We start from the raw sequence: 26,147 nt of genomic DNA on the forward strand, positions 1-26,147 counted from the left end.
ATGCTGCGACGCCTGCTCATACTCGTGTCCGCTCTCTGTACGGCCGTCGGACTGGCCGTCTTCCTCCCCGTCGCGTCGGCGGGCGCGGCGCCCGCCTGTGTGACCGCGTGGAACTCCTCCAGCGTCTACACCGGCGGGATGACCGCCTCCTACAACGGCCACAACTGGTTCGCCAAGTGGTGGACGCAGAACGAACGTCCGGGCTCCTCCGACGTCTGGCGCGACGAGGGCACGTGCGGCGGCGGTGGTACGACCCCGCCGCCGACCTCCGGATTCGTCGTCAGCGAGGCCCAGTTCAACCAGATGTTCCCGAGCCGGAACTCCTTCTACACGTACAGCGGCCTGACGGCGGCCCTCAGCGCCTACCCGGGCTTCTCGAACACCGGCAGCGACACCGTGAAGAGGCAGGAGGCCGCGGCCTTCCTCGCCAACGTCAGCCACGAGACCGGCGGTCTGGTCCACATCGTCGAGCAGAACACCGCGAACTACCCCCACTACTGCGACCAGGGCCAGCCCTACGGCTGCCCCGCCGGCCAGGCCGCCTACTACGGCCGCGGCCCCATCCAGCTCTCCTGGAACTTCAACTACAAGGCCGCGGGTGACGCGCTCGGCATCGACCTGCTCAACAACCCGTACCGCGTGGAGCGCGAGTCGGCCGTCGCCTGGAAGACCGGCCTCTGGTACTGGAACACCCAGAACGGTCCCGGCACGATGACCGGCCACAACGCGATGGTCAACGGCGCCGGCTTCGGCCAGACGATCCGCTCGATCAACGGCGCCCTGGAGTGTGACGGCAAGAACCCCGCCCAGGTCCAGAGCCGGGTGAGCAAGTACCAGCAGTTCACCCAGATCCTGGGCGTGCCGACGGGTGCCAACCTGTACTGCTGACGCCGTGACGGCCGCGCCTCGCGCGGCTCCGTGGAGGGGGCCGACGCCCCCTCCACACGTCCGTCCGGCGTGTGACCCGGGCGAGGCTGTACGGACACGACCTAGGCCGGGCCGCCCGCCTCGACCGCCTCCAGCGCCGCCGACAGCCGGTCGAGGACCCGCGCCGTCTCCGCGAGCGCCTCAAGGCCGCCCAGCTCCGCCGCCAGACGCCCGGCCAGTTCCGCGTGGCCGGGATCGATGCGGCCGATCGCCGCCCGGCCCTCGGCGGTCGGGGTGAGGAGCTTGGCGCGGCGGTGGGCCGGGTTCGGCTCGTACGCCGCGAGCCCCCGGGTCACGAGGAGGTCCGCGATCCGCTGGACGCTCTGGCGGGTGATGCCCATGGCCCGGGCGATCCCGGCGACCGGCAGCGGCTCCCGGAGCACCGCCCCCAGCACCTGCCACCAGGCCGCCGTGAGGCCCGCGGGCTCGGTCAGCCTCTCCGACACGGCGAGGAACTGACCGTTCAGACGGAAGACCCCGAGCGCGGTGCGCGAGAGGGCGTCCTGCTGCTCCCGGCTCACGACCGCCCCGGCTCCTCGGCCGCGCCCGTCGCCGCGTCGGCGCTCCCGCCCGCGGCCTCATCCTCGTCCTGCGCGTTGAGCGTCTCGTACGCCGCCGGGTCCGAGTCGTGGAAGAGGCGGTACCAGGCGTCGAGTTTCTCGCCCTCGAAGGCGGCCATCCGGCCCAGCACCTCGCGGGCGAAGGCGACCGGCTCGGTCGGCCCTGCGGTGATCAGGTCGCCGGCGCCGTCCGCACCCCTGTCCGTGACGGCGTCCGCGTCGACGTAGTGGGCGGCCCCCTTGTAACCGGTGGCGGCGAGGTAGAAGGAGATGGCGCTCGTGTGGGCGCGGTCGTCGAGGAGGCCCTCGCGGGCGAGGCCGGCGGTGGCGCCACAGATCGCCGCGACCGGCGTGCCGGAGTCGAGGAGTGCGCGGGCCTTGGCCGCGAAGGGGGCGAGCGCGTCGCCGGTGTCCCAGAGGTCGGCGCCCGGGAGGATCAGGAGCGCGGTGTCCTGCGGCCGCAGGTCGGCGAGGGCCAGGTCGGGGGTGACGCGCAGCCCGCCGAGGGTGGTGACCGGGTCGGTGGTGGGGCCGACGGTGCGGATCTCGTGGCCGGCGCGGGCGAGCCAGGCCGTGGCGTGACCCGTCTCCCAGTCGGCGAGGGTGTCGTAGACGGCGAGATGGACGGTGCGGGGCATGTCGGGCCTCCTGCGGAGTCGGTGCCGTGCCTTATGACAGTAGGCTGTCATTTCGACAGCTTGCTGTCAATAGGCCCCGTGGTGCGCCCGTGCCCCCGTCCGCCTCACAAGGTGTCGCGTCCCGGTCGGTCTCGGTGGACAAGATGGTCATGGCCGCTCCGACCTGCGCGTCCTTACCCTGGGCCCATGACCCCTCATGTCGAACCCGACCCCCAGGCCGGCGCGGCCGTGAAGGCCGCCGACCGCGCGCACGTGTTCCACTCCTGGTCCGCCCAGGGCCTGATCGATCCGCTCGCCGTCGCCGGCGCCGAGGGTTCGTACTTCTGGGACTACGACGGCAACCGCTACCTCGACTTCACCAGCGGCCTCGTCTACACCAACATCGGCTACCAGCACCCCCGCGTGGTCGCCGCCATCCAGGAGCAGGCCGCGAAGCTCACCACCTTCGCGCCCGCCTTCGCCATCGACGTACGCTCCGAGGCCGCACGCCTCATCGCCGAGCGCACCCCCGGCGACCTGGACAAGATCTTCTTCACCAACGGCGGTGCCGAGGCCGTCGAGAACGCCGTCCGGATGGCCCGTCTGCACACGGGCCGCCCCAAGGTGCTCTCCGCCTTCCGCTCGTACCACGGCGCGACCTCCACCGCGATCAACCTCACCGGCGACCCGCGCCGCTGGGCCTCCGACACCGGCTCCTCCGGCGTCGTGCGCTTCTGGGCGCCGTTCCTCTACCGCTCGCCGTTCTACGCCACCACGGAGCAGCAGGAGTGCGAGCGGGCGCTCGCGCACCTGGAGGACACCATCGCCTTCGAGGGTCCGGCCACCATCGCCGCGATCATCCTGGAGACCGTCCCCGGCACCGCCGGCATCATGACCCCGCCGCCCGGTTACCTCGCCGGGGTCCGCGAGATCTGCGACAGGTACGGCATCGTCTTCGTCCTCGACGAGGTCATGGCCGGCTTCGGCCGCACCGGAAAGTGGTTCGCCGCCGAGCACTTCGGCGTCGTGCCCGACCTGATCACCTTCGCCAAGGGCGTCAACTCCGGTTACGTGCCCCTCGGCGGTGTCGCGATCAGCGCCGAGATCGCCGCGACGTTCGACAAGCGGCCCTACCCCGGCGGCCTGACCTACTCCGGACACCCGCTGGCCTGCGCCGCGGCCGTCGCCACCATCCAGGTCATGGAGGACGAGAAGGTCGTCGAGCACGCCGCCCACATCGGCGAGACCGTCCTCGGCCCCGGCCTGCGCGAGCTCGCCGAGCGCCACCCGTCGGTCGGCGAGGTCCGCGGCATGGGCGTGTTCTGGGCCCTCGACCTCGTCAAGGACAAGGAGACGCGCGAGCCGCTCGTCCCGTACAACGCGACGGGCGAGGCGAACGCCCCCATGGCGGCCTTCGGCGCGGCGGCCAAGAAGCACGGTCTGTGGCCCTTCGTCAACATGAACCGCACCCACGCCGTACCCGCCTGCAACGTCTCCGAGGCGGAGGCCAAGGAGGGCCTCGCGGCCCTGGACGCGGCGCTGAGCGTGGCCGACGAGCACACCGCGTAACCGCCGGATCGCGGCCCGAAGCGGCCGCTCCGGGCGTCCCTCCGTCTGGTCTAGGGTGTCCCAAGCCGGACGGAGGGGGCCGACGATCATGGCCGCGAGCGCAGCTGTCACCCGCAACACCCTGCGGCGGCAGATCGCGGACGCGCTCCGTGACGAAGTCCTCGCTGGGCGTCTGCGACCGGGCCAGGAGTTCACCGTCAAGCAGATCGCCGAGCAGTACGGGGTGTCGGCGACGCCGGTTCGCGAGGCCCTGGTCGACCTGTCCGCGCAGGGGCTGCTCGACTCCGACCAGCACCGCGGTTTCCGCGTGCACCAGTTCACGGTCGACGACTACCGCGGCATGGTCGAGGCCCGGATGCTCGTCGTCGACGGCATCTTCCGCCGTCACGCCCCCGCCCCGGCTCCGCTCACGGCCGCCGTGCCCGACGTGGGCATCGGCGTCGCCCTCGTCTCCGTACGGCGCCGCGGCGAGGCGGCGGCGCGGGCGGCCCGCGCCGGGGATCTGGACATCCTCATCGGCTACGACATCCGCTACTGGCGCGAACTGGGCCGGCTGGTCTCCGCGAACGACTACATCGCCGACTTCCTGCACCGGCTGCGCGTCCAGGCGTGGGTGTTCTCCGTGCCGTACCTCCGCTCCGACCGGGACCGGCTGGGCTGGCTGTGGAGCGGACACGTGGACCTCGTCGACGCCATCACCCGCGGGGACGCGGAGGCGGCGGTCGCCTATGTACGGGCGCACAACGCGCAGTCGCTGGAGTGGGCGGACCGCCTGGACCGACAGGCGGGTTGACCCGGGGCCTCCACGGGCAGGTCACCAGCGGGTGTGCGGCGTGTCCCGCGCCGATTACCCTGGCCGTCCCTGCAACTGACGGAGAGCGAGCCTCCCTTGGCCTGTGACCTGTGGCTGGTCCCCCTTGTCGACGTGCTGTGCCACAGCCCCGACAATCCCTTCGCCGAAGAGATCGCCGCCTACGACAAGGCCCTCACCGCGTCCGGCCTTCCGACCGTCCCCGTGTTCGCCTACATGCCCGGGCTCTCCGGTGACGTGGCACCCGTCGCCGGATTCGACTACGACGCCCTCCACTTCCTGCGCCGCGCCTACCTGCTGCAGATCTGCGGCCTCCCCGTCGAGCCGGTCGACGAACTCGGCGGGGACTACGAGCAGCTCCTGGAGATGTTCGAGACGACCGCGCAGCAGTCCCACCTCGTCTGGCACTACGACCACGCCGGTGCGTACGTCCCCGTGGACTTCCCGGCCCCCCTCTCCAACGACGAGCTCCTGGAGGGCGGAGGCCCGCTCGGGTCCTCGCAGGGGCTGCTGCGCGAGCTGGAGTTGGTGGCGCCCGCGCTCGGGATCGATCCGGCCAACCCGCCGGCCGCGCCGCTGCCGCCGGAGCGGCCGACCTCGCTGGAGGAACCGGCGGTGCCGGTCGCGTACGACGACAATCCGTTCGCCCGGGAGCGTCATGTGTGGCTGGGGCTGCACGCGGCGGCGACGCGGAGCCTCGGGCAGGGATCGATGATCATCCTCAGCTGATCCGTCCCCGGTCCGGCGGAGGGGCGCGCGGAGACCGGCGCCCCTCCGGTCAGCGCGGCTCCGGCGGGCGCTGCCTCGGCATGTTCGGGCGGGTGCCCGGGGGCAGCGGGAAGCGGTGCGTCGGAGGGCCGGCGTCCGGACGGGAGGGGCCGGTGCCGACCGACTGCAGGGCCAGCGGCGCGGGACCGGAACGGAACTCGACCATCCAGTCCACCGTCTCGGCCCGCACCAGCTCCGTCACGTCCTCCGAGAAGCGCCGCAGCACTCCCAGGCACCGCTCCGCCGCCTCGCTCGCCGTCCCCTCGGTCGGCCCGAGCACCTCGCGCACGTTCTCGGACGCCCAGTCGAACTGCAGCACCTGGAGCCTGCGCTGCACGGCCTGGGCCGTCGCCACGTCCCTTATCCAGCCGGACGTCAGCCCGAAGTACCGGTCGCACGCCAGGCAGGCCGCCGCGAGCAGCAGGGACAGATAGCCCCACCCGGCCGCCCCGTGCGCCGCGACCCCCGTCAGGTCGAGGAGCGGCAGCGCCGCGCCCGCGATGACGCCCAGCGCCGTACCGACCCGGAGCGCGCGTGCGCAGCGGCGCTTGCGGGCGCGGTCGGAGAGGTACCACTCCGCCGTGCGCAGGGCGTTCGTCTCGACCCACCGGTACAGCTCGTCCAGCCGTTCGGCGGGCTCGCCCCAGTCGCCGAGCGGGAAGGGCGCCCCGGTCAGGTCACGGGACGCGGCGGGTTCTCCGGGCAGTCCCGCACGCCCCTGCTGCCCGTGCTGCCCCGGAGGCGGCTGCGGCGGCTGCATCTCCGGCTGCTGGCTCACCGGGGAACTCCTCTGTTCAGCTCAGCGACGCTCGTGTCCATCTGTGACGTGCGGTGCACGTGGTGCCTGCCCTTCCTACCGCCGAATGGTGGGCTGTGGGCCCGGAATCCCGGGATTTCCGCCCGCAAGAGGGTTGTGATCAGGTAGAGGAGCCCGCAGTTTCTCACTCGAAAGAGTTGTGGCGGCGTCCCGGGCGGGGACCACGTAGGCTCGGCCTACCGAACATCAGCCGTCCGGATGCCCTGCGTATCCGTCGAAATGCCAGGAGTGACCGTGATTCCCGGTGGTGGCCAGCCCAACATGCAGCAGCTCCTCCAGCAGGCCCAGAAGATGCAGCAGGACCTCGCGCGCGCTCAGGAGGAGCTCGCCGCGACCGAGGTCGAGGGGCAGGCGGGCGGTGGTCTCGTCACGGCGACCGTGAACGGCTCGGGCGAGCTGCGCGGCCTGGTGATCGACCCCAAGGCCGTGGACCCGGAGGACACCGAGACGCTGGCCGACCTCGTCGTGGCCGCGGTCAAGGCCGCCAACGACAACGCCCAGGAGCTTCAGCAGGCCAAGCTGGGCCCGCTCACGCAGGGCCTGGGCGGCATGCCGGACCTCGGTTTCTGAGCCCTCGCGAGCCCTTCCGGGCCCTCCTGGGGCCACGGTTCCCGCCCCGGCTTCCGCGCCCGCACTTCTAAGCCGCCCCCGCAGCTACTACCGTAAGAATCAAGCAGACCCGAGAAGGGCGTTCCGTTGTACGAAGGCGTGGTTCAGGACCTCATCGACGAACTGGGCAGGCTGCCCGGCGTCGGTCCCAAGAGCGCGCAGCGGATCGCCTTCCACATCCTCCAGGCCGAGCCGACCGACGTGCGCCGGCTCGCGCACGCGCTGCTCGAAGTGAAGGAGAAGGTCAGGTTCTGCGCGGTCTGCGGCAACGTGGCACAGCAGGAGCAGTGCAACATCTGCCGCGACCCCCGCCGGGATCTGACGGTCATCTGCGTGGTCGAGGAGCCGAAGGACGTCGTGGCGATCGAGCGGACGCGCGAGTTCCGTGGGCGGTACCACGTGCTCGGCGGCGCGATCAGCCCGATCGAGGGTGTCGGCCCGGACGATCTCCGTATCCGGGAGCTGCTCACGCGGCTCGCGGACGGCACGATCACCGAGCTGATCCTGGCGACCGACCCGAACCTGGAGGGCGAGGCCACCGCGACGTACCTGGCGCGGATGATCAAGCCCATGGGACTGAAGGTCACGCGCCTCGCGAGCGGCCTGCCGGTCGGCGGCGACCTGGAGTACGCCGACGAGGTCACCCTGGGCCGTGCCTTCGAGGGGCGGCGCCTGCTAGATGTATGACGACAGGGCCGACACGGCCCGTGCGCTCGTCCGTGAGCTCAAGGGAGGCACCCTCGATGTCTGACGCCACGCTGCACTCCATCACGCAGGACCCGGACGACTTCGCGGTCCAGATCGCCGACTCGATCGAGTCGTTCATCGTGGCCACGACGGAAGTGGCCAAGGGCGACGAGCCCGACAGCGCGGTCCCGTTCCTGCTCCTGGAGATCTCGCAGCTGCTGCTCGCGGGCGGGCGGCTCGGGGCGCACGAGGACATCGTCCCGGACGAGCGGTACGAGCCGGACACGGGCCCGGACGTGGACGTCGACGACCTGCGCATGAGGTTCGCCATGCTCCTGGAGCCGGTGGACGTCTTCTCCGAGGTCTTCGACCCGTACGAGCCCCGCAAGGCGCCGGTGCCCTGCCGGATCTCCGACAACCTCGCCGACATCGTCACGGACCTGCGGCACGGCTTGGCCCACTACCGGGCGGGCCGCACGAGCGAGGCGCTGTGGTGGTGGCAGTTCTCGTACTTCTCCAACTGGGGCCCGACGGCCTCCGGCACCCTGCGCGCCCTGCAGTCCCTGGTCTCCCACGTCCGCCTCGACCAGCCGCTGGCGGAGCTGGACGGCCTCGACACGGACGAGGACCTGGCGGAGGACGACCTCGCGGAGGAGGCCGGCCGCGTCATGGCGGCGGAGATCGGCGGCCCGCTGGGCATCGGCGTGCGCGTGGTGAAGAAGTAGCGTCCCGTGCGTGGGGCGAGGGGACGGCGGCCCACCGGGCCGCAGGCGTTCCGGCCCCGGAAAGCCACTCGCCCCGCCCCCGTCCGCGGCTTCGGCCTGTGACCCCGCCCACAAGTCCGCGTAGCGCGTCCCACCCTGGGCAGGGAGTCGTCCACGGGCGGCCCGGGCCGACGGCCGTGATCACTACCTGAGCGGGACATCTCAGGATGTGATATAGGGTCGGTGATTCCGGGCTGCTCGTTAAACTGAGCCGACCGCAGTGATGACTGCGGCAGACACTGAGCGAGGAGCGCACGTGGGCCTTGTCGTGCAGAAGTACGGAGGCTCCTCCGTTGCCGATGCCGAAGGCATCAAGCGCGTCGCCAAGCGAATCGTGGACGCCAAGAAGAACGGCCACCAAGTGGTCGTCGTGGTTTCCGCGATGGGCGACACGACGGACGAGTTGATCGATCTCGCCGAGCAGGTATCCCCGATCCCTGCCGGGCGTGAGTTCGACATGCTGCTGACCGCCGGAGAGCGGATCTCCATGGCGCTGCTGGCCATGGCGATCAAAAACCTGGGCCACGAGGCCCAGTCGTTCACGGGCAGCCAGGCCGGCGTCATCACCGACTCGGTCCACAACAAAGCGCGCATCATCGATGTCACGCCGGGCCGGATCCGTACCGCCCTCGACGAGGGCAACATCGCGATCGTCGCCGGCTTCCAGGGTGTGTCCCAGGATAAGAAGGACATCACCACCCTGGGGCGCGGCGGGTCCGACACCACCGCCGTGGCGCTGGCCGCCGCCCTCGACGCCGAGGTCTGCGAGATCTACACCGACGTCGACGGTGTGTTCACGGCCGACCCGAGGGTCGTCAAGAAGGCGAAGAAGATCGACTGGATCTCCTTCGAGGACATGCTGGAGCTCGCCGCCTCCGGCTCCAAGGTGCTGCTGCACCGGTGCGTCGAGTACGCACGCCGCTACAACATCCCGATCCACGTCCGCTCGTCCTTCTCGGGACTTCAGGGCACATGGGTCAGCAACGAGCCGCAAGGGGACCGCAAGGTGGAGCAGGCCATCATCTCGGGCGTCGCCCACGACACCTCCGAGGCGAAGATCACCGTCGTCGGCGTGCCGGACAAGCCGGGCGAGGCCGCGGCCATCTTCCGTGCGATCGCGGACGCCGAGATCAACATCGACATGATCGTCCAGAACGTGTCCGCCGCCTCCACCGGCCTCACGGACATCTCCTTCACCCTCCCCAAGGCCGAGGGCCGCAAGGCCATCGACGCCCTGGAGAAGGCGAAGGGCGCGATCGGCTTCGAGTCGCTGCGCTACGACGACCAGATCGGCAAGATCTCCCTGGTCGGCGCCGGTATGAAGACGAACCCGGGCGTCACCGCCTCCTTCTTCCAGGCGCTGTCCGACGCGGGCGTGAACATCGAGCTGATCTCGACCTCCGAGATCCGCATCTCGGTCGTCACCCGCGCGGACGACGTGAACGAGGCCGTGACGGCGGTCCACACCGCCTTCGGTCTCGACAGCGACTCGGACGAGGCCGTGGTCTACGGCGGCACCGGTCGGTGACGAACCGGTGTCCCCGGTGTACCTCCTCGCGCACACGGCGCTCCTGACGGCCGCGCGCACGGGATCGGCCCCGGCCTCGGGGCCGGTCCCGGCCGGTCCCGGCGAGCCGTCGACGGGCCGCCGATGAGCGGCAAACCGACGCTCGCGGTCGTGGGAGCGACCGGAGCCGTCGGCGCGGTGATGCTCCGGCTCCTCTCGCAGCACGCCGACGTCTGGGGCGAGATCCGCCTCGTCGCCTCCCCCCGCTCGGCCGGCCGCAAGCTGGCCGTGCGCGGGGAGGAGACCGAGGTCCTCGCGCTGAGCGAGGAGGCGCTGGAGGGCGCCGACCTCGCCCTCTTCCTCGCGCCCGAGGACATCGCGGCCCGCTGGGCGCCGATCGCCGCGGCCAAGGGCGTGGTGGTCGTCGACACCTCGGCCGCGTTCCGGCTGGACCCGGACGTCCCGCTGGTGGTGCCGGAGATCAATCCCCACGCCGCACGGGTACGGCCCCGCGGGATCGTCGCCGGCCCCGGCTGCTCCACACTGGCGCTGATCGTCGCCGTGGGCGCCCTGCACGCCGAGTTCGGCGTCAGCGAGCTGGTGGTGACCGCCCAGCAGGCCGCGAGCGGTAGCGGGCGGGCGGGCGTCGCCGCCCTGCGCGAGCAGCTGTCCCTGGTGGCCGGGACCGAGCTGGGCACCCACCCCGGCGACGTACGACGCGCCGTCGGGGACGGCACCGGTCCCTTCCTGGGGCCCGTCGCGCTCAACGTCATTCCCTGGTCGGGCGTGCCGATGGAGGACGGCTGGTCCTCCGAGGAGCTGCGCATCCGCCACGAGACACGCAAGATCCTCGGCCTCGCCGGGCTGCCCGTCGCCGCCACGTGCGTGCGCGTGCCGGTGGTGACCGCCCACTCGGTCTCCGTCCACGCGCGCTTCGAGCGGCCCGTCACCGTCGCCCGCGCCCACGAGATCCTGGCGACCTCGCCGGGCGTGGTGCTGTACGACGATCCGGCCGCCGGTGACTTCCCCACACCCGCAGACGTCGTGGGCACGGATCCCACGTGGGTGGGGCGGGTGCGCCGCTCGATGGACGACGAGCGGGCGCTGGAGTTCTTCGTCTGCGGGGACAATCTCCGCAAGGGCGCGGCCCTCAACGCCGTGCAGATCGCCGAATCGGTCATTCGCCACGAGGCCCCGGAGCGTCCGGAAATCGGCGTCGGGTGACCGCACATTTTCGTAGAATCTGTGAACGTCCTGTGATCAAGGCGTCAGCAGATGGCTCTTGAACTGGGCCGATGCGATGTTCGAGGATTATCTTCCCCCCATTCTGCAACCGTAGTTCGGGCGGGACGCGTCTCAGCGTGCGCCCCTGCGGTGCCTCGCGAGCGCGCTGCGACGTGCTGCGAATTCGGGGCATTGGGGAAGAACGGGTGCGCATGACGGCAAACGGCACACCGTCGAAAACGGTGGCGTACGCGTACAACCCTGACGGGGGGAAGCGTGTCCAACAGGCGTGGCAGAGGTACTGGACATCTCAGGGGTCGTCCCGCTCCGCGGCGCGGCGGTCGCCCCGGCACGGGGCACGGTCGTCGTCCCCGTACGCGGCACGGTGGTGCGCCCGCTCCGGCGGCCACGGCCGGCCGGCGGCATGCCGGTGATCGCCCCCATGCCCACCAGAAGCCGGACGACCGGAATGATCGGCATCCCCGCGCCGCGCGAGAGCGCTGACGATGTGGCCGCCGGGACCACCGTCGACCACCTGACGGAGACCTACCGCGCCCACTACCGCTCGCTGCTCGGGCTCGCGGCGCTGCTCCTCGACGACACGGCCTCCTGCGAGGACGTCGTCCAGGAGGCGTTCATCCGGGTCCACTCGGCGCGCAACCGCGTCCGCGACCCCGAGAAGACGCTCGCCTACCTCCGCCAGACGGTCGTCAACCTCTCCCGCTCCGCGCTGCGCCGCCGCATCCTCGGACTCAAGCTCCTCTCCAAGCCGATGCCGGACATGGCGAGCGCGGAGGAGGGCGCGTACGACCAGCTGGAGCGCGACGCGCTCATCAAGGCCATGCGCGGGCTGCAGCGGCGGCAGCGCGAGGTGTTGGTCCTGCGGTACTTCGCCGACATGACGGAGGCCCAGGTCGCCGAGACCCTGGGCATATCCCTGGGCTCGGTGAAGGCGTACGGGTCGCGTGGCATCGCCGCCCTGCGCGTCGCGATGGAGGCGACGGCATGAGTTCCGGCGACACGCACTCCGACGGTCTGCGACCGGACGGTCCGCGACCGGACGACGGTCCGCCACAGCACGGTCTGCCCCCGAGTGGCTCGGAGCCCGGGGGCCGGCAGCCCGGCGGTACGAGTGAGCTGCCCGACGGTGATCGCGACGACATGGGACACGGGATTGTGAACGACGGGCCCGACAAGGCGCAGGCCGACGACCTCTTCGGGGGCGACGGCCCCTTCGGCGGCGAGGAACGCGCGCTGCGGCAGCTGCTCCACAGCGCTGTCGCCGACATCGAACCCACCGACGGCGCCCTCGACCACCTGCGGCGCGCGGTGCCCGCGCGCCGCGCCCGCAAGCGGCAGGCCGTCGTCGGCGTCGCCGCCGCCGTGGTCCTGATCGGTACGGCCGTCCCGGCGTTCGTGCACGTCGCCAACTCCGGAGGGACCGCGTCCGACAAGGCCGTCAACGCCGGTCACGGCGAGCAGGCCCAAGGCGGCACCGGCTCCGAGACCGGCGTGGAGGGCGGCGAGAAGGGGCCGGGCACACCGACCGGCGCCACGACTCCCAGCCAGGGCGAGGCCGCGGGGGCCGGTGAGCCCGAGACATCGGCCACCGGCGAGACGGGCGGCACGGTCCCCGGCTCCCCGCCCGCCGCCGACGCCGAGTCGGACTCCGCCCGCGTGTGCGAGGCCGGTCAGCTCGGCGTCAGCTCGGTCCAGGCCGGCGCGCCCGACGCCGACGGCAAGGTGTACGGCACCTTCCGCATCGCCAACATCTCCGGCAGCGACTGCGTGGTCAGCGGCGCCGGCAGCGTGGGCTTCGAGGCCAGGGGGGCCGCCGACCCGTCCAGGATCACGGTCGTCGCCCACGCGGCCGGGGACGCGGCGAGCGGTCTGCCCGACCCCGCGCAGGAAGCGTCGGCGCTGGTCCTGAAGCCGGACAACGCCTACGAGGTGAGGTTCGCCTGGGTCCCCGCCGAGACCTGCCCGACCACGGGCACCTCGCCCGACCCGACCACCCCGTCGGACGCCGGCGGCACCTCGGCCGGGTCCACGGGATCGACGGGCACGGACACCACGAACAACGAAGCGGCGACCCAGCTCGGCGCGGAGGACGGCACCCCGGCCGAAGGCAGCGTCGCGGTCAGCCACACCGCCGAACCCGGCGGCCCCTCCGCCGCGGCGACGATCCCCAACGCCTGCGCGGGGACCATCTACCGCACAGGCGTCATCGACGCCTCCTGACGCGTCCAAGGGCTCACGGGAGAGCCCTCAGGCAAGACCCAGTTCCTCGTCCCGCTGGGCCTCCGCCTCGCGGCGCAGCAGACGGAACCACATGAAGACGACGAAGCCCGCGAAGACGAACCACTCCGCGGTGTAGCCCAGGTTCTGGAAGGCCTTCAGGTCCAGGGACGTGCCCGCCGCGGCGGTGGCGGGGACCGGGGTCAGGCCGGCGGGCGACTTGGTGAGCGTCACCCATGCGTCGTAGACGTCGTCGGTGACCATGTTCAGCAGGGCACCCGCGCTGATCATGCCGAGCTGGCCCTCCGGCAGACCGCCCGCAGCGTGCACGCCCTGGGTACCGGCGCTCTCGGACGCCTGGAGGGCGCCCACCACGGTGACCTTGCCCGACGGCGGGGCCGGCGCCTTCGCGCCGGCCGGCAGCCAGCCCCGTACCACCGGCAGGGACTTGCCGCCGTCCGTCTTCAGCATCGTCAGGACGTAACTGCCGCTGCGGCCGTCCAGCTCACGGTCCGGGACCAGGAACTGCTCGCCGTACCGGCCGCTCGCCTTCGCGTGCCGGCCCGAGGTCTCCTTGTCCACCGGGAGCAGCCGCTCCAGCGGCTCGGTCCGCAGCGTCCCCGGCTCCGGAGCCCGCTCCGCCTCCTGGTGGGTGTCGACGCGGTCCTCGAACTTACCCAGCTGCCACACGCCCATGAACAGACAGAACGGGATCGCCAGCAGGACGAAGACGTTGATCCCCCACCAGCGGGGCGTTCTCAGGAACCGGTACACCCCTCCACGGTACGCAGCCCCCTCACCCCGCGACCGGCCGGGTCCCCAGGTGACGCGCGGCGAAGTCCAGCTCAAGCCGCACCTGCTTGATCCGCTCCTCCACCACCAGGGAGCCGTGCCCCGCGTCGTACCGGTACACCTCGTGGACCGCGCCCCGCGCCGCGAGCCGCTCGACGTAGTTGTCGATCTGGCGGATCGGGCACCGCGGGTCGTTGACGCCCGCGGAGATGTACACCGGGGCCGTGACCTTGTCGACGTACGTCAGCGGGGACGAGGCCTCGAACCGGCCCGGCACCTCCTCGGGCGAGCCCCCGAAGAGCGTGCGGTCCAGCGCCTTCAAGGCCTCCATCTCGTCCGCGTACGCGGTCACGTAGTCCGCGACGGGGACGGCGGCGAGCCCCACCGACCAGGAGTCCGGCTGGGTGCCGAGCCCCAGCAGGGTCAGATAGCCGCCCCAGGAGCCTCCCGACAGGACCAGCCGCGCCGGGTCCGCGAGCCCCGACGCCACCGCCCACTCACGGACCGCCGCGATGTCCTCCAGCTCGATCAGCCCGACCCGGTGCTTCAGCGCGTCCGTCCACTCCCGGCCGTACCCCGTCGAGCCCCGGTAGTTGACCCGGACCACCGCGTACCCGTGGTCGAGCCACGCCGCCGGGCCCGAGGCGAAGGCGTCGCTGTCGTGCCAGGTCGGGCCGCCGTGCACCTCGAACACCGTCGGGTAGGGCCCCTCGCCCTCGGCCGGCCGCTGGACGAGGGCGTGGATACGGCCGCCCGGGCCCTCCACCCACACGTCCTCCACCGGCACCGAGTCCGGCGCCTTCGGGCCGGGCGGGTCCAGGACGACCTCGCCCGTCGTCGAACGCACCACCGGCGGGCGGGCCGCCGACGACCAGAGGTACTCCACACTGCCGTCGGGGCGGGCCGTGGCGCCCGACACCGAGCCCGCCGGGGTGTCCACCCCCACCAGAGCCCCGGTCGCGATGTCGTACCGCCACAGCTCGCTCCGCGCCTCGTAGCTGTGCGCGATCAGCAGCCCCGAACCGTCCGGATACCACTCCGCCGAGACGTCCCCCGGCAGGTCGAGCCGGAGATCCCGCTCCTCGCCCGTCGCCACGTCCCAGAGGAGCGGCTCCCACCGCCCCCGCCGCTGATGTCCGACGAGCAGCCGGGTGTCGCCTTCCACCGGCGCGAAGCCGAGGACCGCGAGCCCCAGCTCCTGCGTGCCGCCCCTGGTGTCGTCGAGCTCGGCCAGGACCGACGCGTCCTCGGCCCGCAGGACGCGCAGCGCGGAGTGCATGGCGTCGCCGTGCTCGGTGTGCTCCACCACGATCAGCGACCCGTCGTGCGACAGGTCGCCCACGCCCGCCGACTCCCGGTGCCGGTAGATCTCCACCGGCTCCTGCCCGCCCCGCACGAGGTGGATCGTCGAACCCTCCTCGTCCGTGGAGCGGCCCACGACGAGTGTGCCGTCCCGGCCGATCGCGAGCCCCGCCGGATAGGAGGGAGCGAGACCCGGCACCGCGGGCTCGTCGGCGCCCCCCTCGAACGGCTGGCGCATCCACACGCCGAACTCGTCCCCGTCCTTGTCCGAGAACCACCAGATCCACCGGCCGTCCGGGGACAGCGTGCCGTCCGTCGTTCCGTTCGGCCGGTCCGTGACCTGCCGCTGTGTGCCGCGCGCCCGGTCCCAGGCGTACAGCTCGTACGTGCCCGTGGCGTTGGACACGAACAGCGAACGGTCCGGCGCCTCCTCCGCCCACTCGGGCAGGGACACGCGCGGCGCCCGGAAGCGCTGCTCCCAGCGGGGGATCTCGGTGAAATCGTTGCTCTCCGTCATGGCACCCATGATGCGCTGCGCCACCGACGAACGGTCCGCCCGCCCGCGATCTGTGGATAACCTCCGCGGCGGCCGTCGGCCGCTGCCTCCCGGAAGACGTCGGCGGCTCGCGCCCCGGCCTCGGAACGGCCGGTCTCCGCAGGGGCGTTGTCGGCGCGACTGTCTACGATTCCGTCATGACCGCATTCGTCGTGGCCGCCGTCTTCCTCCTGCTCTTCGGCATCGGCGTGCTCCGCGACCGCCGGCGGTTCGGCAACGCCGTGTACCTCGGCCTCGCCGTCACCTTCCTCTGCCTCGGCCTGCTCGCCGAGATCGACGCGGCGCCACCGGGCGTGGCCGAGACGGTGATGGTCGTCGTGCTCCTCGTGCTCTGCCTCGGCCCGGTCGTCCTCGCCGGGCTGCTGTGCGCGAACGGCGTGAAGATGGTCCGCAAGGAGGGCAGGCACCCCTCCAACCTGCTCTCGCTCCTCGTCGGCCTGGGCATATACGGGCTGATAGGCCTGATGATCGTCGCCGTGGTGACGCGTTCGAGGCCGCTGGGCATCGCCGTCGGGACGACGCTGGTGGTCATGGCGTACGTCTCGTTCCTCTTCGTGTGCTTCGTCGGCTACGCCTACCTCTACGGCCGCATGCGGGTGCGCCGGGACGCCGGCTTCGTCGTCGTCCTCGGATCCGGCCTGATCGGAGGGACGCGCGTCCCGCCGCTGCTCGCGAGCCGGCTGGAGCGCGGACGCGAGGTGTACGACGCGCTCGCCGCGCGGGGCGGGAGGCCGCCGGTCCTGATCGTCTCGGGCGGGCAGGGCCCGGACGAGGGCGTACCGGAGTCCCACGCGATGGCGGACTACCTGGTGGAGCGGGGCTTCCCCGAGGACCGGATCGTCCGGGAGGACCGCTCGGAGACGACCGAGGAGAACATGGTCTTCAGCAAGCGGCTGATGGACGAGATGGACCCGGGCGCCCGCTGCGTGATCGTCACCAACAACTTCCACGCCTTCCGTGCCGCGCTGATGGCGCGTCGGGCCGGAGTGGAGGGCCAGGTCGTCGGGTCGCCCACCGCCGCCTACTTCTGGCCGACCGCGACCATCCGGGAGTTCGCGGCGGTCTTCCTGCACCACGGCAAGGTCAATCTGGGGATCTGCCTGATCCTGGTCCTGCTGGGGGCGGCGGTGAGCCTGGCCGGCTGAGGACGGCCCTGATCCCGCGGTTGCGTACGACGGTGGTGGCGACCGCGGCGGCCAGCGCGGCGGCGCCGAGGCCGAGCGCCACTCCGGACGGGCCCGACTCGTCGACGCCCTCGCCCCGCGGCTCGGACCGGACTCCGGCGGGGGCCGGCTGAGGAACGGGTCGATCGGCTGCGGTGGCCGTCGGCCCGCCACCAGCGAGGACGAGCGCGACGGCGGCGGGTACGGCGGCCCGTGCTATCTGCCTGGTGTCCATGTCTCCCAGAGGAACGGAAACCGCCCGTCCGGGCCAGCCGGCAGCGCCCGTTCGGGTCAAGCGGGCCACCGGGACACGGTCACCGGGGTGCGGTCACCGTCGGGTCGGCCACCGGCGTGTCCGCCTCGCTGCCGTCCGGCGAGAGCCAGGCCATGCCGATGAGGAGGAAGACGACGAACGCGATGCCGCCGGCAGCCGCGGCCGTCTTGCGGGGGCGGCGCCGGGAGAGCTCGGCGAGTCCGCTCTCGCCCCGCCGCGTGGCCTGCCGCCGTGCCTGCGGCCCGCCCACCGGTCTCGTCTGCGGCCCCCCCTGGAGCCCGCCCTGAGGCGCGGTCCGGGCGGGGGCGGGGTGCGGCGCCCGGGCGGGGTACGGCCCGCTCTGGTGCGGGGCCTGCTGCCGGGACGCGCGCTGGTGCTGCGCAGGCGCCTGCGCGTGCGGCCGGGGGTGGGACGGGGCGTGGGGCTGCGCGAGGGGCTGGGGGTGCGGCTGGGGGTGCTCGCGCCAGGCGCCGGAGGCGAACCAGTCGGCGATGTCCCGCGCGGCGGGCCGCTGTTCCGGCTGCTTGGCCAGCATCGAGAGGAGGTACGCCTCGAACGCGGCCGGCAGCCCCACCCCGAGCTGCCGGGGCGGAGCCGGAGGGGTGTCGATGTGCTGGTACAGCAGGGCCGTCGCCGTGTCGCCCTGGAACGGGGGCCGCCCGGTGAGGAGTTGGTACAGCACGCAGCCGAGCGAGTACACGTCGGACGCCGACGAGGCCGGCTGTCCCAGCGCGCGCTCCGGGGCGAGGTAGAGGCCGGTGCCGACGATCTGTCCCGTGGTCGTCAGCGCTGCCGACGGGTCGTCGACGAACCGGGCGATGCCGAAATCGGCGAGCTTCACGGCCCCGCCGGCGTCGACGAGCAGGTTCCCGGGCTTGATGTCCCGGTGCACCACGCCCTCCCGGTGCGCCGCGGCGAGCCCGGCGGCGGCGTGCGCGGCGATGACGGCGACCCGCTCCGGGGGCAGCACCGCGGGGGCGCCGGAGTCGGTGGCGAGGCTCGGTCCGTCGACCAACTCCATGACGAGGTACAGCTTTCCGTCCCACGTACCGAAGTCGAAGACGCCCACGACATGGGGGTGACTCAGCCGGGCGGCGGTCTGCGCCTCCAGCCGGAACCGCTCACCCGCCGACGGGTCCGCCTCGTGCCCCAGCATCAGCTTCACGGCGACGGACCGGCCGAGGACCTCGTCCGTGGCGTGCCACACCTCGCCCATGCCGCCACGCCCGATACACATCCGGAGCCGATATCGGTCCGCGACCAGCACCTGAGACCCAGCCTTTCGTCGGTCACCCCACCTGACAGGAACACTCCAGAGTAGAGCGACCCGATCATGGGCCCGATGCCGAGGCACCCCTCGGAACGACCTTGAAACAAGCGGGGGACCAGCACGGGGGGACCCCCGGGCCAGGGCCCGGCCGCGAGGCGGAAACGAGTCAGGGGCCCGACCCGCTTTCGCGGATCAGGCCCCTGACCTGGTGTTTCAGCTGTCGGGGTGGCGGGATTTGAACCCACGACCTCTTCGTCCCGAACGAAGCGCGCTGCCAAGCTGCGCTACACCCCGATGTCACTGCTCAGTTCTTCACGTCGCGGCGACATCGATTACTTTAGCCCACCCGCGCCCTGAGACGAAATCCGGTTTTCGCGGAGTCGCACCGCAGGTCGGACGCGGTCCAGGCCGACGATCAGCAGGCCGCCGGCGTAGAAGACGAGCCCGAGGACCGCCGCGTTGAGCAGGACGCTCGCGTAGCCGTGCTCGGCGACGTCGAGGAAGGGGTACGTGTAGCGGGTGCGGGCGTCCGGGGAGAGGAGGGCGCCGCGGGTCAGGGCGAAGGCGAGGTAGGCGGCCGGGGCGGCGAGCCACTGGGCCGCGTGGCGCCACCGCAGGGCTCCGGGGAGGGTCAGGACGAGCCAGTCGAGCGCCGCGCCGATCGGGGTGACCGTGTGGAGGAGCTGGTTGGCGACGGCCTTCCCGCCCCTGAGCCCGGCGATCTCGGCGGCCTGGTTGAACGCGCTGGACTCGTTCGCCAGGACCAGGTGGAAGACCAGGCCGACCACGCCGATGCACAGCAGTACCCCGCCGGTCCACGGCGCGGGCAGCGGGGGACGGCCGTTCCAGGCGCGCAGGGCCGAGAGCGCGAAGACGACCGCGACCGCGATGTTCGACCAGATCGTGAAGAAGCTCAGGACGACGGGAACGCTGCCGAGGACGCATTCGATCACCACGCCGGTCGCGGCGGCCAGCGCGATCAGTGCGCGGAAGGCCGCCGCGACCGGCCGGCGCACGGCGGGCAGGACGGCGGAGGCGGGCACGGCTGCGGTCTTGGGCGTGAGCATGCCCACCACCGTAAAGGCTGACCCCCGTAAGGGGACGAATCGCTCAGGCGCGCGCCGTCAGCGTCAGCAGCGTCGCCTCCGGCGGGCAGGCGAAGCGGACCGGGGTGAACCGGTTGGTCCCGCATCCCGCCGAGACGTGGAGGAAGGACGTCCGCTCCGCCACGGTGTGCGTGGACAGGCCCTTGACCCGGTCCGTGTCCAGGTCGCAGTTGGTCACCAGAGCGCCGTAGAAGGGGATGCAGAGCTGGCCGCCGTGCGTGTGGCCCGCCAGGACCAGTTCGTAGCCGTCCGCCGTGAAGGAGTCGAGCGTGCGCAGGTACGGGGCGTGGACCACGGCCATCGAGAAGTCGGCCGAGGTGTCGGGCCCGCCGGCCACCCGCTCGTAGCGGTCGCGCTTGATGTGCGGGTCGTCCAGGCCGGTGAAGGCCAGCTCCAGGTCGGGCAGCTTGAGCCGGCCGCGGGTGTTGGTGAGGTTCACCCAGCCCGCCGCGTCGAAGGCGTCGCGCATGCCCTCCCACGGGTTGTGGACCGCTCCGACCACGGGGGCGTTGCCGTTGAGGCCGTGCCGCCCCTGGGCCTTCTCCAGGAGGTAGCGGGCGGGGTTGCGCAGCCGGGGCCCGTAGTAGTCGTTGGACCCGAAGACGTACACGCCCGGGAACTCCATGAGCGGGCCGAGCGCGTCCAGGACCTCCGGCACCGCCTCCGTGTCGGAGAGGTTGTCGCCGGTGTTGACCACGAAGTCGGGGCGCAGCCCGGCCAGCGACTGCAGCCAGGCCCGCTTCTTGCGCTGACCGCACACCATGTGGATGTCGGAGACCTGAAGGACCCGCAGATCCCGCATGCCCCGCGGCAGTACGGGGACGGTCACCCGCCGGAGGCGGAACGAGCGGGCCTCGAAGCCCGCCGCGTAGACGACTCCGGCCGCTGCCGTCGCCGTGAGACCTGCCGTGATCTTCAGGGGGATCCCGTACCGTGCGCGCATCTCCCCATCGTCGCAGACGGAGCGTGCGCGGTCGCCGCGCGGGCGGCAGTCGGGCGGCACGGGACCGGCACCCGGGGCGGGGCTGGGGCGGTCGCCCAGGGGGCCCGCGCGTTCCCGGGCGTTAATGCGGGGGCGTCCGGCGCGTCCCACCTGACACACTTGCACCCATGACCACGCTCAAGGCCAAGCTGCAGGAAGACCTCAACGCCGCCATCAGGGAGCGCGACGAGCTGCGCTCCTCGACGCTCCGGCTCACCCTCTCCGCGATCACCAAGGAGGAGGTCGCCGGCAAGACCAAGCGCGAGCTCTCCGACGACGAGGTGCAGAAGGTGATCGCCAAGGAGGCGAAGAAGCGCCGCGAGGCCGCGGACGCCTTCGCCGCGGGCGGTCGTGCCGAGTCCGCCGAGCGGGAGAAGGCGGAGGGCGTCCTCCTCGACGCGTACCTGCCGCAGCAGCTCGGCGACGACGAGCTGGAGCAGATCGTCGCCGCGGCCGTCGCCGAGGCCGCGGGCGCGGGCGCCGAGGGGCCCCGTGCGATGGGCGCCGTCATGAAGATCGTCAACCCGAAGGTCGCGGGCCGCGCCGAGGGCGGCCGGGTCGCCGCCACGGTGAAGAAGCTCCTCGCGGGCTGAGCCCGCCGAGCGGGGCGGGCCGCGCGGGTCGAGCGCGTGGCGACCCGTGCGTGATGCCGCGCGCGTGACCCGCCGTGTGACACCCCCGCCGCATATGAGGAAGGGCGCCCCCTCCCGGGGGCGCCCTTCCTCATATCCGTGACCGTCGGTCGTCGGCCGCCTGCCTACCGACCGCCGCCGCCATTGCCGCCGCGACCGTTGCCGCCGCCGATCAGGTCCGGCGGGAGGGTGATCCCCGGGAAGATGTCGTCGTCGTCCCGGCCGCCGTCGCCCGGCTTGTTGTCGCCCGGCTGCCGGGGCTTGCCCTTCTCCTTGTCCTCGGGCTTCTCGCCACGCGGTACGGAGATGGGGGCGAACTGGGGCGTCTCGGAGGCGCTCAGCGCGCCCGTCATCGCGATCTTCCAGATCGGGCCCGGCAGACAGCCACCGCAGACCTTGTCGTACACCTCGCCGCCGATGGTGATGTCGTACATCGACGTCTTCTCGCCGACGTCGTCACCGACCCAGACCGCCGTGGACAGGTTCGGCGTGTAGCCGACGAACCAGGCGTCCTTGCGGTCGTTGGTCGTACCCGTCTTGCCGGCGTTGTCGCGGTCGCTCAGACCGGCCTTCGTACCGGTGCCGTCCTCGACGACGCCCTTCAGCATCTGGTTGATGAGGTCAGCGGTCCGCTCGCTCATCGCCCGCGAGCACTCGCTCCGCGGCACCTTCAGCTTCTGCCCGGTCGCCGTCGTGATCGACTCGATGGCTACCGGGGTGCAGTACTCGCCCCGGTTGGCGAAGGTGGCGTACACGGCCGCCATGTCCAGCGGGGTGGCCTCCTGGCCGCCGAGGGTGATCGACGGAAGCTCCTTGAGCTTCTTGCCGAGCTCACGCTCGTACCCCATCTTCTTGGCCATCTCGATCGTCTCGCAGAGGCCGGTCAGCTGCTCCAGCTTGGCGAAGTACGTGTTGATGGACTTGCCGAGCGCGCTCGTCATGTCCCAGCTGCCGGCCTCGGACTCCAGCTCGTTCTGCAGGACCCAGTCGCCGGCGCCGGCCGGGCCGCCGGCGCAGGTGTTGTACGAGCTCATCGGCAGCGTGATCTTCCACGGCGTGGCGAAGGACTGCGCCGGGCTCAGCCCCTTCTCCAGCGCCGCCGCGGCCGTGATCGGCTTGAAGGTCGAGCCGACCTGGAAGCCGTAGGTGGTGCCGCCCATCTTGCTGCCGACGGCCAGGTTGAGTGTGGTCTGGTGCTGCTTCTGGTCGAGGCCGTACGGACGGGACTGACCCATCGACAGGATCTTGCCGCTGCCCGGCTGGACCTGGACGACGGAGGCGGCGACCTTGTCGTCCTCGTAGATCTTGGCGACGGCGGCCTCGTTGGCCGCCTCCTGCGCCCGCGGGTCGAGCGTGGTCCGGATGGTCAGACCGCCGAGGTTCCAGAGCTTCTGACGCTCCTCGGACGTCTTGCCGAAGACCGGGTCGCTCAGGATCGTCTTGCGGACGTAGTCGCAGAAGAAACCGGCGCCGTCGACCGCGGTGATGCAGCCGTTCTTCGGCGCCTTCACCTTCAGCTTGATCGGCGTGGCCATGGCGCGGTCCGCCTCCGCCTGGCTGACGTCCTTCACGTCGGCCATGCGCTGCAGCACGATGTTGCGCCGCTTGGTGGCCTCCTGGACGTCGTTGACCGGGTCGTAGCGGCTCGGCGACTGGACGAGGCCGGCCATCATCGCGGCCTCCTCCAGCTTGAGGTCCGCGGCGGGCTTGGAGAAGTACCGCTGGGAGGCCGCCTCGATGCCGTACGCCTGCTGCCCGAAGAAGGTGATGTTGAGGTAGTTCTCGAGGATCTTCTTCTTCCCCAGCTCCTCCTCGACCTGGATCGCGTACTTCAGTTCGCGCACCTTGCGGCCGATGGTCTGCTGGGTGGCCTGGGCGACCTTCTCGGGGTCGTCACCGGCCTCCTCCACGAAGACGTTCTTGACGTACTGCTGGGTGAGCGTGGAGGCGCCCTGGGCCACGCCACCCGACTGGGCGTTGCGGTTGATCGCGCGCAGCACGCCCTTGAGGTCGACGGCGCCGTGCTCGTAGAACCGCGAGTCCTCGATGGCGACGATCGCCTTCTGCATGTACGGGGAGATCTTCTCCAGCGGCACGACCTTGCGGTCGCGCGAGTACACGGTGGCGATGGCGCCGCCCTCGGAGTCGAGGATCGTGGTGCGCTGACTCAGGGGCGGGGTCTTCAGGTTGGACGGGATCTCGTCGAACCCCTCGACCGTGCCCTTGGCGGCCAGTCCGAGTGCTCCGGCCGCGGGCAGGGCGATGCCCGCCAGTACGGCTCCGGAGAGCACACTGACACCCAGGAACTTGGCGGCCTGCTGGGTCCGGGTCAGACCTCCGCCGGAGCGCTTGTTTGCCATGAGGGGCAGCCTAATCCGTCGATGGCGGCGTTCAACGGGAGCGGGGGCCCCTCGGAGCGTTCGAGTACCAGACCGTGACATCCGAACGGCGGCGGCGGGGGTGACGGGCGTGTCGGGAGCGACGCGATCGCGGTGCCGAGGGGGGCGCACGGCGGAGTGCGGCCGGGGGCACGGGGGCGCGAGGGGGAGTGCAGCCGGGGGGCGGACGAGGTACGGAGGGGGCGCCGGCCCGGTCGGAGGAAGGGGCCTCGCGCGACCCCGCGCCTTCGTTCCGATTCGCCGGACAGGCGCACAGGCGTTGGCCTAAGCTGCTCTCGACTGTCACGGCGGTGTGGTTCTGCCTCAAGACCCGGGCGTGACATCGGCCTTGCGCACCCCACGAACCCGAGCGTGGAAAGCCATGCCCGATTCCGCCCCATGTGTCACCCGGCGCCCCAAGTGACTCCGGCAGAGAAGAATGAACTGTACCGGTATGCCGCTTTGGGCCCGCATGTCCTCGGGTCACTCCTCTGGGTGATCTGCCGCGTACGCATAGTCCGTTCGGGCCATTCAAGATTGGGCCCGAAGGGGGTGTTGCGCTGTGCCCACCTTCCGTAACGTCACCAACTGGCAGCGGTGAATATGCCGCTACCGCCGTGGGGGAGCCTCGATTCGGGAGAGGACGGCGCCGGTATGGGCTGGGTAGCTGACTGGAGTGCGCAGGCGGCCTGCCGCACTACCGATCCGGATGAACTTTTCGTGCAGGGCGCGGCGCAGAACAGGGCGAAGGCGGTGTGCACCGGGTGCCCGGTGCGGACCGAGTGCCTGGCCGACGCCCTCGACAACCGCGTGGAGTTCGGCGTGTGGGGCGGCATGACGGAGCGCGAGCGCCGTGCACTGCTGCGCCGGCGGCCGACCGTCACCTCGTGGCGGCGACTGCTCGAGACGGCGCGCACGGAGTACGAGCGCGGAGCGGGCCTGCTGCCCGTGGCGATGGAGGACGACGCGACCTACGAGGCGTACGCGGCGGTGGGGTAGCTCCCGCGCCACGTACGAGAGGTACGGGGTCGGTGGGATGGCTCCCGCGCCACCGGCGAGAAGTACGGGGTGCGGGGACGTGGCGGCGGTGAACCCGTTCGCGGCGCACCGGGTGCGCGGCGGGTGGGGCGACCCTGGTCCGGCCGCTCACCCGCGGATCCGGTGGCTTACGCGGGGGGAACGCGCCCCGCCGTGAGCCGATCACCGATGGCGCGCAGCCCCGCGAGATCGTGCACGTCGCCGGGCAGGGCCGCCACTTCGGCGACCGCCACCTCGGGGTGGAGCGCCGTGAAACGGTCGCGGGTGCGCTGCTCGCGTGCGAGCACCTGCATGCGCTCGGCGTGCAGACGCAGCAGTCCCGCGGTCAGCTGCCGAATGTCCTCGGCGTCGGGGTCGTGCGCGGCCGTGGGGTCGGCCCGGTGTTCGGCCGTGGGGGCGGCCTCGTGCGCGGCTGTGGGGTCAGCCTGGTGCTCGTCCTGCGAGTGCTGCGTGTCCTGCTGGTGCGGGGATGGTGCGGCGGCGGTGGCGAGGGTCGACGGCTCGGGGGAATTCACCCGGGAGCCACGAACACCAGTCTTCCCGGCCCCCTGATCCACAATGCGCCCCTCCTCAAGATTTTCAGCGGCGGCCCGCGCCCGCTCGGCCGACAGCCGGGCGGCGCCGCTGCCGTGGACGCGGTTGAGGACCAGACCGGCCAGGGGCATCTCCTCGGCGGCCAGCCGCTCCACGAAGTAAGCGGCCTCCCGCAGCGCGTCCCGCTCCGGCGTCGCGACCACGAGGAACGCCGTCCCCGGCGCTTGGAGCAGCTTGTACGTCGCGTCCGCCCGGGTCCGGAAGCCGCCGAACATCGTGTCCATGGCCCCCACGAACGTCTGGACGTCCCTGAGGAACTGACCCCCCAGCAGCTTCCCCAGCGTCCCGGTCATCATCGACATGCCGACGTTGAGGAACTTCATCCCCGCCCGGCCGCCCATCTTCGCGGGCGCGATGAGGAGCTTGATGAACTTCCCGTCCAGGAAGGAGCCCAGCCGCTTCGGCGCGTCCAGGAAGTCGAGCGCCGAGCGCGAGGGCGGGGTGTCGACGACGATCAGGTCCCACTCGTCACGGGCTCGCAGCTGGCCGAGCTTCTCCATCGCCATGTACTCCTGCGTACCGGCGAAACCGGCCGACAGGGACTGGTAGAAGGGGTTCTCCAGGATCGCCCTGGCCCGCTCGGCGTCCGCGTGCGCCTCGACGATCTCGTCGAAGGTCCGCTTCATGTCGAGCATCATGGCGTGCAGTTCCCCGCCGTCGGACCCCTTGATGCCGTCGACCTTCCGGGGGATGTTGTCGAGCGAGTCGATCCCCATCGACTGGGCGAGCCGCCGTGCCGGATCGATCGTCAGGACGACGACCTTCCGGCCCCGCTCGGCGGCCCGTACCCCGAGGGCCGCCGCGGTCGTCGTCTTGCCGACGCCGCCGGCCCCGCAGCAGACGATGATGCGGGTTCCCGGGTCGTCGATGAGCGGATCCAGCTCCAGGGCGGGGGCGGAATCGATTCCGTTCGACGGCACGACGCCCGCCGTCCCGGCCGCCGCGTCCGTGTCGCTCACCCT

The 26,147-nt window shown here is 71.9% G+C and carries 24 protein-coding genes and 1 tRNA gene; 14 read left to right on the top strand and 11 right to left on the bottom strand.

Features of this window, described 5'->3' with window-relative positions; all coding sequences use genetic code 11:
• Complete coding sequence (locus ACZ68P_RS09685; RefSeq protein ID WP_471004587.1) at positions 1-888, top strand: glycoside hydrolase family 19 protein; 888 nt, start codon at positions 1-3, stop codon at positions 886-888.
• A gap of 101 nt (positions 889-989) precedes the next feature.
• Here the strand turns inward: ACZ68P_RS09685 and ACZ68P_RS09690 are convergent, their stop codons facing one another.
• The gene (locus ACZ68P_RS09690) at positions 990-1,448 is read right to left on the bottom strand and encodes a MarR family winged helix-turn-helix transcriptional regulator (RefSeq protein ID WP_471004589.1); all 459 of its coding nucleotides are present in this window, start codon (positions 1,446-1,448) and stop codon (positions 990-992) included.
• Positions 1,445-2,125, bottom strand: coding sequence for a DJ-1/PfpI family protein (locus tag ACZ68P_RS09695; RefSeq protein WP_471004591.1), 681 nt, complete (start codon positions 2,123-2,125; stop codon positions 1,445-1,447). The genes ACZ68P_RS09690 and ACZ68P_RS09695 overlap by 4 nt, the downstream gene beginning before the upstream one ends.
• Before the next feature lie 186 nt (positions 2,126-2,311).
• On the opposite strand from ACZ68P_RS09695, the gene ACZ68P_RS09700 reads away from it, so the two are divergent.
• From ACZ68P_RS09700 to ACZ68P_RS09710, 3 genes are all read left to right on the top strand, one after another.
• The gene (locus ACZ68P_RS09700) at positions 2,312-3,673 is read left to right on the top strand and encodes an aminotransferase class III-fold pyridoxal phosphate-dependent enzyme (RefSeq protein WP_471004593.1); all 1,362 of its coding nucleotides are present in this window, start codon (positions 2,312-2,314) and stop codon (positions 3,671-3,673) included.
• Between the two features lie 88 nt (positions 3,674-3,761).
• Positions 3,762-4,466 carry a GntR family transcriptional regulator gene (locus ACZ68P_RS09705; protein ID WP_471004595.1) on the top strand — a complete coding sequence of 235 codons (705 nt, stop codon included), beginning with the start codon at positions 3,762-3,764 and terminating at the stop codon, positions 4,464-4,466.
• Between the two features lie 96 nt (positions 4,467-4,562).
• Positions 4,563-5,213 carry a hypothetical protein gene (locus ACZ68P_RS09710; protein ID WP_471004597.1) on the top strand — a complete coding sequence of 217 codons (651 nt, stop codon included), beginning with the start codon at positions 4,563-4,565 and terminating at the stop codon, positions 5,211-5,213.
• A gap of 49 nt (positions 5,214-5,262) precedes the next feature.
• Here the strand turns inward: ACZ68P_RS09710 and ACZ68P_RS09715 are convergent, their stop codons facing one another.
• Complete coding sequence (locus tag ACZ68P_RS09715) at positions 5,263-6,012, bottom strand: SLATT domain-containing protein (RefSeq protein ID WP_471004919.1); 750 nt, start codon at positions 6,010-6,012, stop codon at positions 5,263-5,265.
• A 291-nt stretch (positions 6,013-6,303) separates the two neighbouring features.
• On the opposite strand from ACZ68P_RS09715, the gene ACZ68P_RS09720 reads away from it, so the two are divergent.
• The 7 genes from ACZ68P_RS09720 (at position 6,304) to ACZ68P_RS09750 (ending at position 13,101) form a co-directional block, all read left to right on the top strand.
• The gene (locus ACZ68P_RS09720) at positions 6,304-6,639 is read left to right on the top strand and encodes a YbaB/EbfC family nucleoid-associated protein (RefSeq protein WP_471004921.1); all 336 of its coding nucleotides are present in this window, start codon (positions 6,304-6,306) and stop codon (positions 6,637-6,639) included.
• A gap of 126 nt (positions 6,640-6,765) precedes the next feature.
• Complete coding sequence (gene recR / locus ACZ68P_RS09725; protein ID WP_471004599.1) at positions 6,766-7,365, top strand: recombination mediator RecR; 600 nt, start codon at positions 6,766-6,768, stop codon at positions 7,363-7,365.
• Between the two features lie 56 nt (positions 7,366-7,421).
• The gene (locus tag ACZ68P_RS09730) at positions 7,422-8,090 is read left to right on the top strand and encodes a DUF5063 domain-containing protein (protein ID WP_471004601.1); all 669 of its coding nucleotides are present in this window, start codon (positions 7,422-7,424) and stop codon (positions 8,088-8,090) included.
• A 295-nt stretch (positions 8,091-8,385) separates the two neighbouring features.
• Positions 8,386-9,657 (top strand): aspartate kinase, encoded by a 1,272-nt coding sequence (locus tag ACZ68P_RS09735; protein ID WP_365712889.1) that lies wholly within the window; start codon positions 8,386-8,388, stop codon positions 9,655-9,657.
• Positions 9,658-9,780: 123 nt separating this feature from the next.
• Positions 9,781-10,860 (top strand): aspartate-semialdehyde dehydrogenase, encoded by a 1,080-nt coding sequence (locus ACZ68P_RS09740; RefSeq protein ID WP_471004603.1) that lies wholly within the window; start codon positions 9,781-9,783, stop codon positions 10,858-10,860.
• Between the two features lie 424 nt (positions 10,861-11,284).
• Complete coding sequence (locus ACZ68P_RS09745; protein ID WP_471004923.1) at positions 11,285-11,869, top strand: SigE family RNA polymerase sigma factor; 585 nt, start codon at positions 11,285-11,287, stop codon at positions 11,867-11,869.
• Positions 11,870-12,021: 152 nt separating this feature from the next.
• Positions 12,022-13,101 carry a hypothetical protein gene (locus ACZ68P_RS09750; protein ID WP_471004605.1) on the top strand — a complete coding sequence of 360 codons (1,080 nt, stop codon included), beginning with the start codon at positions 12,022-12,024 and terminating at the stop codon, positions 13,099-13,101.
• A gap of 27 nt (positions 13,102-13,128) precedes the next feature.
• On the opposite strand, the gene ACZ68P_RS09755 is transcribed toward ACZ68P_RS09750, so the two are convergent.
• Both ACZ68P_RS09755 and ACZ68P_RS09760 read right to left on the bottom strand, forming a co-directional pair.
• Positions 13,129-13,872 (bottom strand): SURF1 family protein, encoded by a 744-nt coding sequence (locus ACZ68P_RS09755; RefSeq protein ID WP_471004607.1) that lies wholly within the window; start codon positions 13,870-13,872, stop codon positions 13,129-13,131.
• A 22-nt stretch (positions 13,873-13,894) separates the two neighbouring features.
• Positions 13,895-15,718: a S9 family peptidase gene (locus ACZ68P_RS09760; protein ID WP_471004925.1), complete on the bottom strand. Its 1,824-nt coding sequence runs from the start codon at positions 15,716-15,718 to the stop codon at positions 13,895-13,897.
• A 167-nt stretch (positions 15,719-15,885) separates the two neighbouring features.
• On the opposite strand from ACZ68P_RS09760, the gene ACZ68P_RS09765 reads away from it, so the two are divergent.
• Entirely contained in the window at positions 15,886-16,893 is a 1,008-nt protein-coding gene (locus ACZ68P_RS09765; protein ID WP_471004609.1) for a YdcF family protein, read from the top strand.
• A gap of 332 nt (positions 16,894-17,225) precedes the next feature.
• On the opposite strand, the gene ACZ68P_RS09770 is transcribed toward ACZ68P_RS09765, so the two are convergent.
• From ACZ68P_RS09770 to ACZ68P_RS09785, 4 genes are all read right to left on the bottom strand, one after another.
• Positions 17,226-18,422, bottom strand: a complete 1,197-nt coding sequence (locus tag ACZ68P_RS09770; protein WP_471004611.1) for a serine/threonine-protein kinase — start codon at positions 18,420-18,422, stop codon at positions 17,226-17,228.
• Between the two features lie 253 nt (positions 18,423-18,675).
• Positions 18,676-18,749: transfer RNA gene (locus ACZ68P_RS09775), tRNA-Pro, on the bottom strand.
• Between the two features lie 38 nt (positions 18,750-18,787).
• Positions 18,788-19,522, bottom strand: a complete 735-nt coding sequence (locus ACZ68P_RS09780; RefSeq protein ID WP_471004613.1) for a Pr6Pr family membrane protein — start codon at positions 19,520-19,522, stop codon at positions 18,788-18,790.
• Between the two features lie 43 nt (positions 19,523-19,565).
• Positions 19,566-20,504 carry a metallophosphoesterase gene (locus tag ACZ68P_RS09785; protein WP_471004615.1) on the bottom strand — a complete coding sequence of 313 codons (939 nt, stop codon included), beginning with the start codon at positions 20,502-20,504 and terminating at the stop codon, positions 19,566-19,568.
• A 167-nt stretch (positions 20,505-20,671) separates the two neighbouring features.
• On the opposite strand from ACZ68P_RS09785, the gene ACZ68P_RS09790 reads away from it, so the two are divergent.
• On the top strand, positions 20,672-21,136 hold the full coding sequence (locus ACZ68P_RS09790; protein ID WP_365712876.1) for a GatB/YqeY domain-containing protein: 465 nt from the start codon (positions 20,672-20,674) through the stop codon (positions 21,134-21,136).
• A gap of 164 nt (positions 21,137-21,300) precedes the next feature.
• On the opposite strand, the gene ACZ68P_RS09795 is transcribed toward ACZ68P_RS09790, so the two are convergent.
• Positions 21,301-23,535, bottom strand: coding sequence for a transglycosylase domain-containing protein (locus tag ACZ68P_RS09795; RefSeq protein WP_471004617.1), 2,235 nt, complete (start codon positions 23,533-23,535; stop codon positions 21,301-21,303).
• Between the two features lie 672 nt (positions 23,536-24,207).
• Between ACZ68P_RS09795 and ACZ68P_RS09800 the strand changes: the two genes are divergently transcribed.
• Positions 24,208-24,552 (top strand): WhiB family transcriptional regulator, encoded by a 345-nt coding sequence (locus ACZ68P_RS09800; protein WP_026058363.1) that lies wholly within the window; start codon positions 24,208-24,210, stop codon positions 24,550-24,552.
• 167 nt (positions 24,553-24,719) lie between these two features.
• On the opposite strand, the gene bagB is transcribed toward ACZ68P_RS09800, so the two are convergent.
• A complete protein-coding gene (gene bagB, locus ACZ68P_RS09805; protein WP_471004927.1) occupies positions 24,720-26,105 on the bottom strand; it encodes an ATPase BagB in 1,386 nt (461 codons plus the stop codon).
• Positions 26,106-26,147: the final 42 nt, after the last annotated feature.

The organism is Streptomyces sp. NPDC036822 (assembly GCF_055609145.1).

What these genes read in the sequence shown, in the direction of transcription:
- ACZ68P_RS09770 (WP_471004611.1), bottom strand. Translation starts at nt 18,422, where the DNA reads ATGTGTATCGGGCGTGGCGGCATGGGCGAGGTGTGGCACGCCACGGAC.
- ACZ68P_RS09795 (WP_471004617.1), bottom strand. Translation starts at nt 23,535, where the DNA reads ATGGCAAACAAGCGCTCCGGCGGAGGTCTGACCCGGACCCAGCAGGCC.
- ACZ68P_RS09765 (WP_471004609.1), top strand. Translation starts at nt 15,886, where the DNA reads ATGACCGCATTCGTCGTGGCCGCCGTCTTCCTCCTGCTCTTCGGCATC.
- ACZ68P_RS09760 (WP_471004925.1), bottom strand. Translation starts at nt 15,718, where the DNA reads ATGGGTGCCATGACGGAGAGCAACGATTTCACCGAGATCCCCCGCTGG.
- ACZ68P_RS09745 (WP_471004923.1), top strand. Translation starts at nt 11,285, where the DNA reads ATGCCGGTGATCGCCCCCATGCCCACCAGAAGCCGGACGACCGGAATG.
- ACZ68P_RS09700 (WP_471004593.1), top strand. Translation starts at nt 2,312, where the DNA reads ATGACCCCTCATGTCGAACCCGACCCCCAGGCCGGCGCGGCCGTGAAG.
- ACZ68P_RS09730 (WP_471004601.1), top strand. Translation starts at nt 7,422, where the DNA reads ATGTCTGACGCCACGCTGCACTCCATCACGCAGGACCCGGACGACTTC.
- ACZ68P_RS09740 (WP_471004603.1), top strand. Translation starts at nt 9,781, where the DNA reads ATGAGCGGCAAACCGACGCTCGCGGTCGTGGGAGCGACCGGAGCCGTC.
- ACZ68P_RS09785 (WP_471004615.1), bottom strand. Translation starts at nt 20,504, where the DNA reads ATGCGCGCACGGTACGGGATCCCCCTGAAGATCACGGCAGGTCTCACG.
- ACZ68P_RS09715 (WP_471004919.1), bottom strand. Translation starts at nt 6,012, where the DNA reads ATGCAGCCGCCGCAGCCGCCTCCGGGGCAGCACGGGCAGCAGGGGCGT.
- ACZ68P_RS09685 (WP_471004587.1), top strand. Translation starts at nt 1, where the DNA reads ATGCTGCGACGCCTGCTCATACTCGTGTCCGCTCTCTGTACGGCCGTC.
- ACZ68P_RS09790 (WP_365712876.1), top strand. Translation starts at nt 20,672, where the DNA reads ATGACCACGCTCAAGGCCAAGCTGCAGGAAGACCTCAACGCCGCCATC.
- ACZ68P_RS09705 (WP_471004595.1), top strand. Translation starts at nt 3,762, where the DNA reads ATGGCCGCGAGCGCAGCTGTCACCCGCAACACCCTGCGGCGGCAGATC.
- ACZ68P_RS09695 (WP_471004591.1), bottom strand. Translation starts at nt 2,125, where the DNA reads ATGCCCCGCACCGTCCATCTCGCCGTCTACGACACCCTCGCCGACTGG.
- ACZ68P_RS09780 (WP_471004613.1), bottom strand. Translation starts at nt 19,522, where the DNA reads ATGCTCACGCCCAAGACCGCAGCCGTGCCCGCCTCCGCCGTCCTGCCC.
- ACZ68P_RS09800 (WP_026058363.1), top strand. Translation starts at nt 24,208, where the DNA reads ATGGGCTGGGTAGCTGACTGGAGTGCGCAGGCGGCCTGCCGCACTACC.
- ACZ68P_RS09750 (WP_471004605.1), top strand. Translation starts at nt 12,022, where the DNA reads ATGGGACACGGGATTGTGAACGACGGGCCCGACAAGGCGCAGGCCGAC.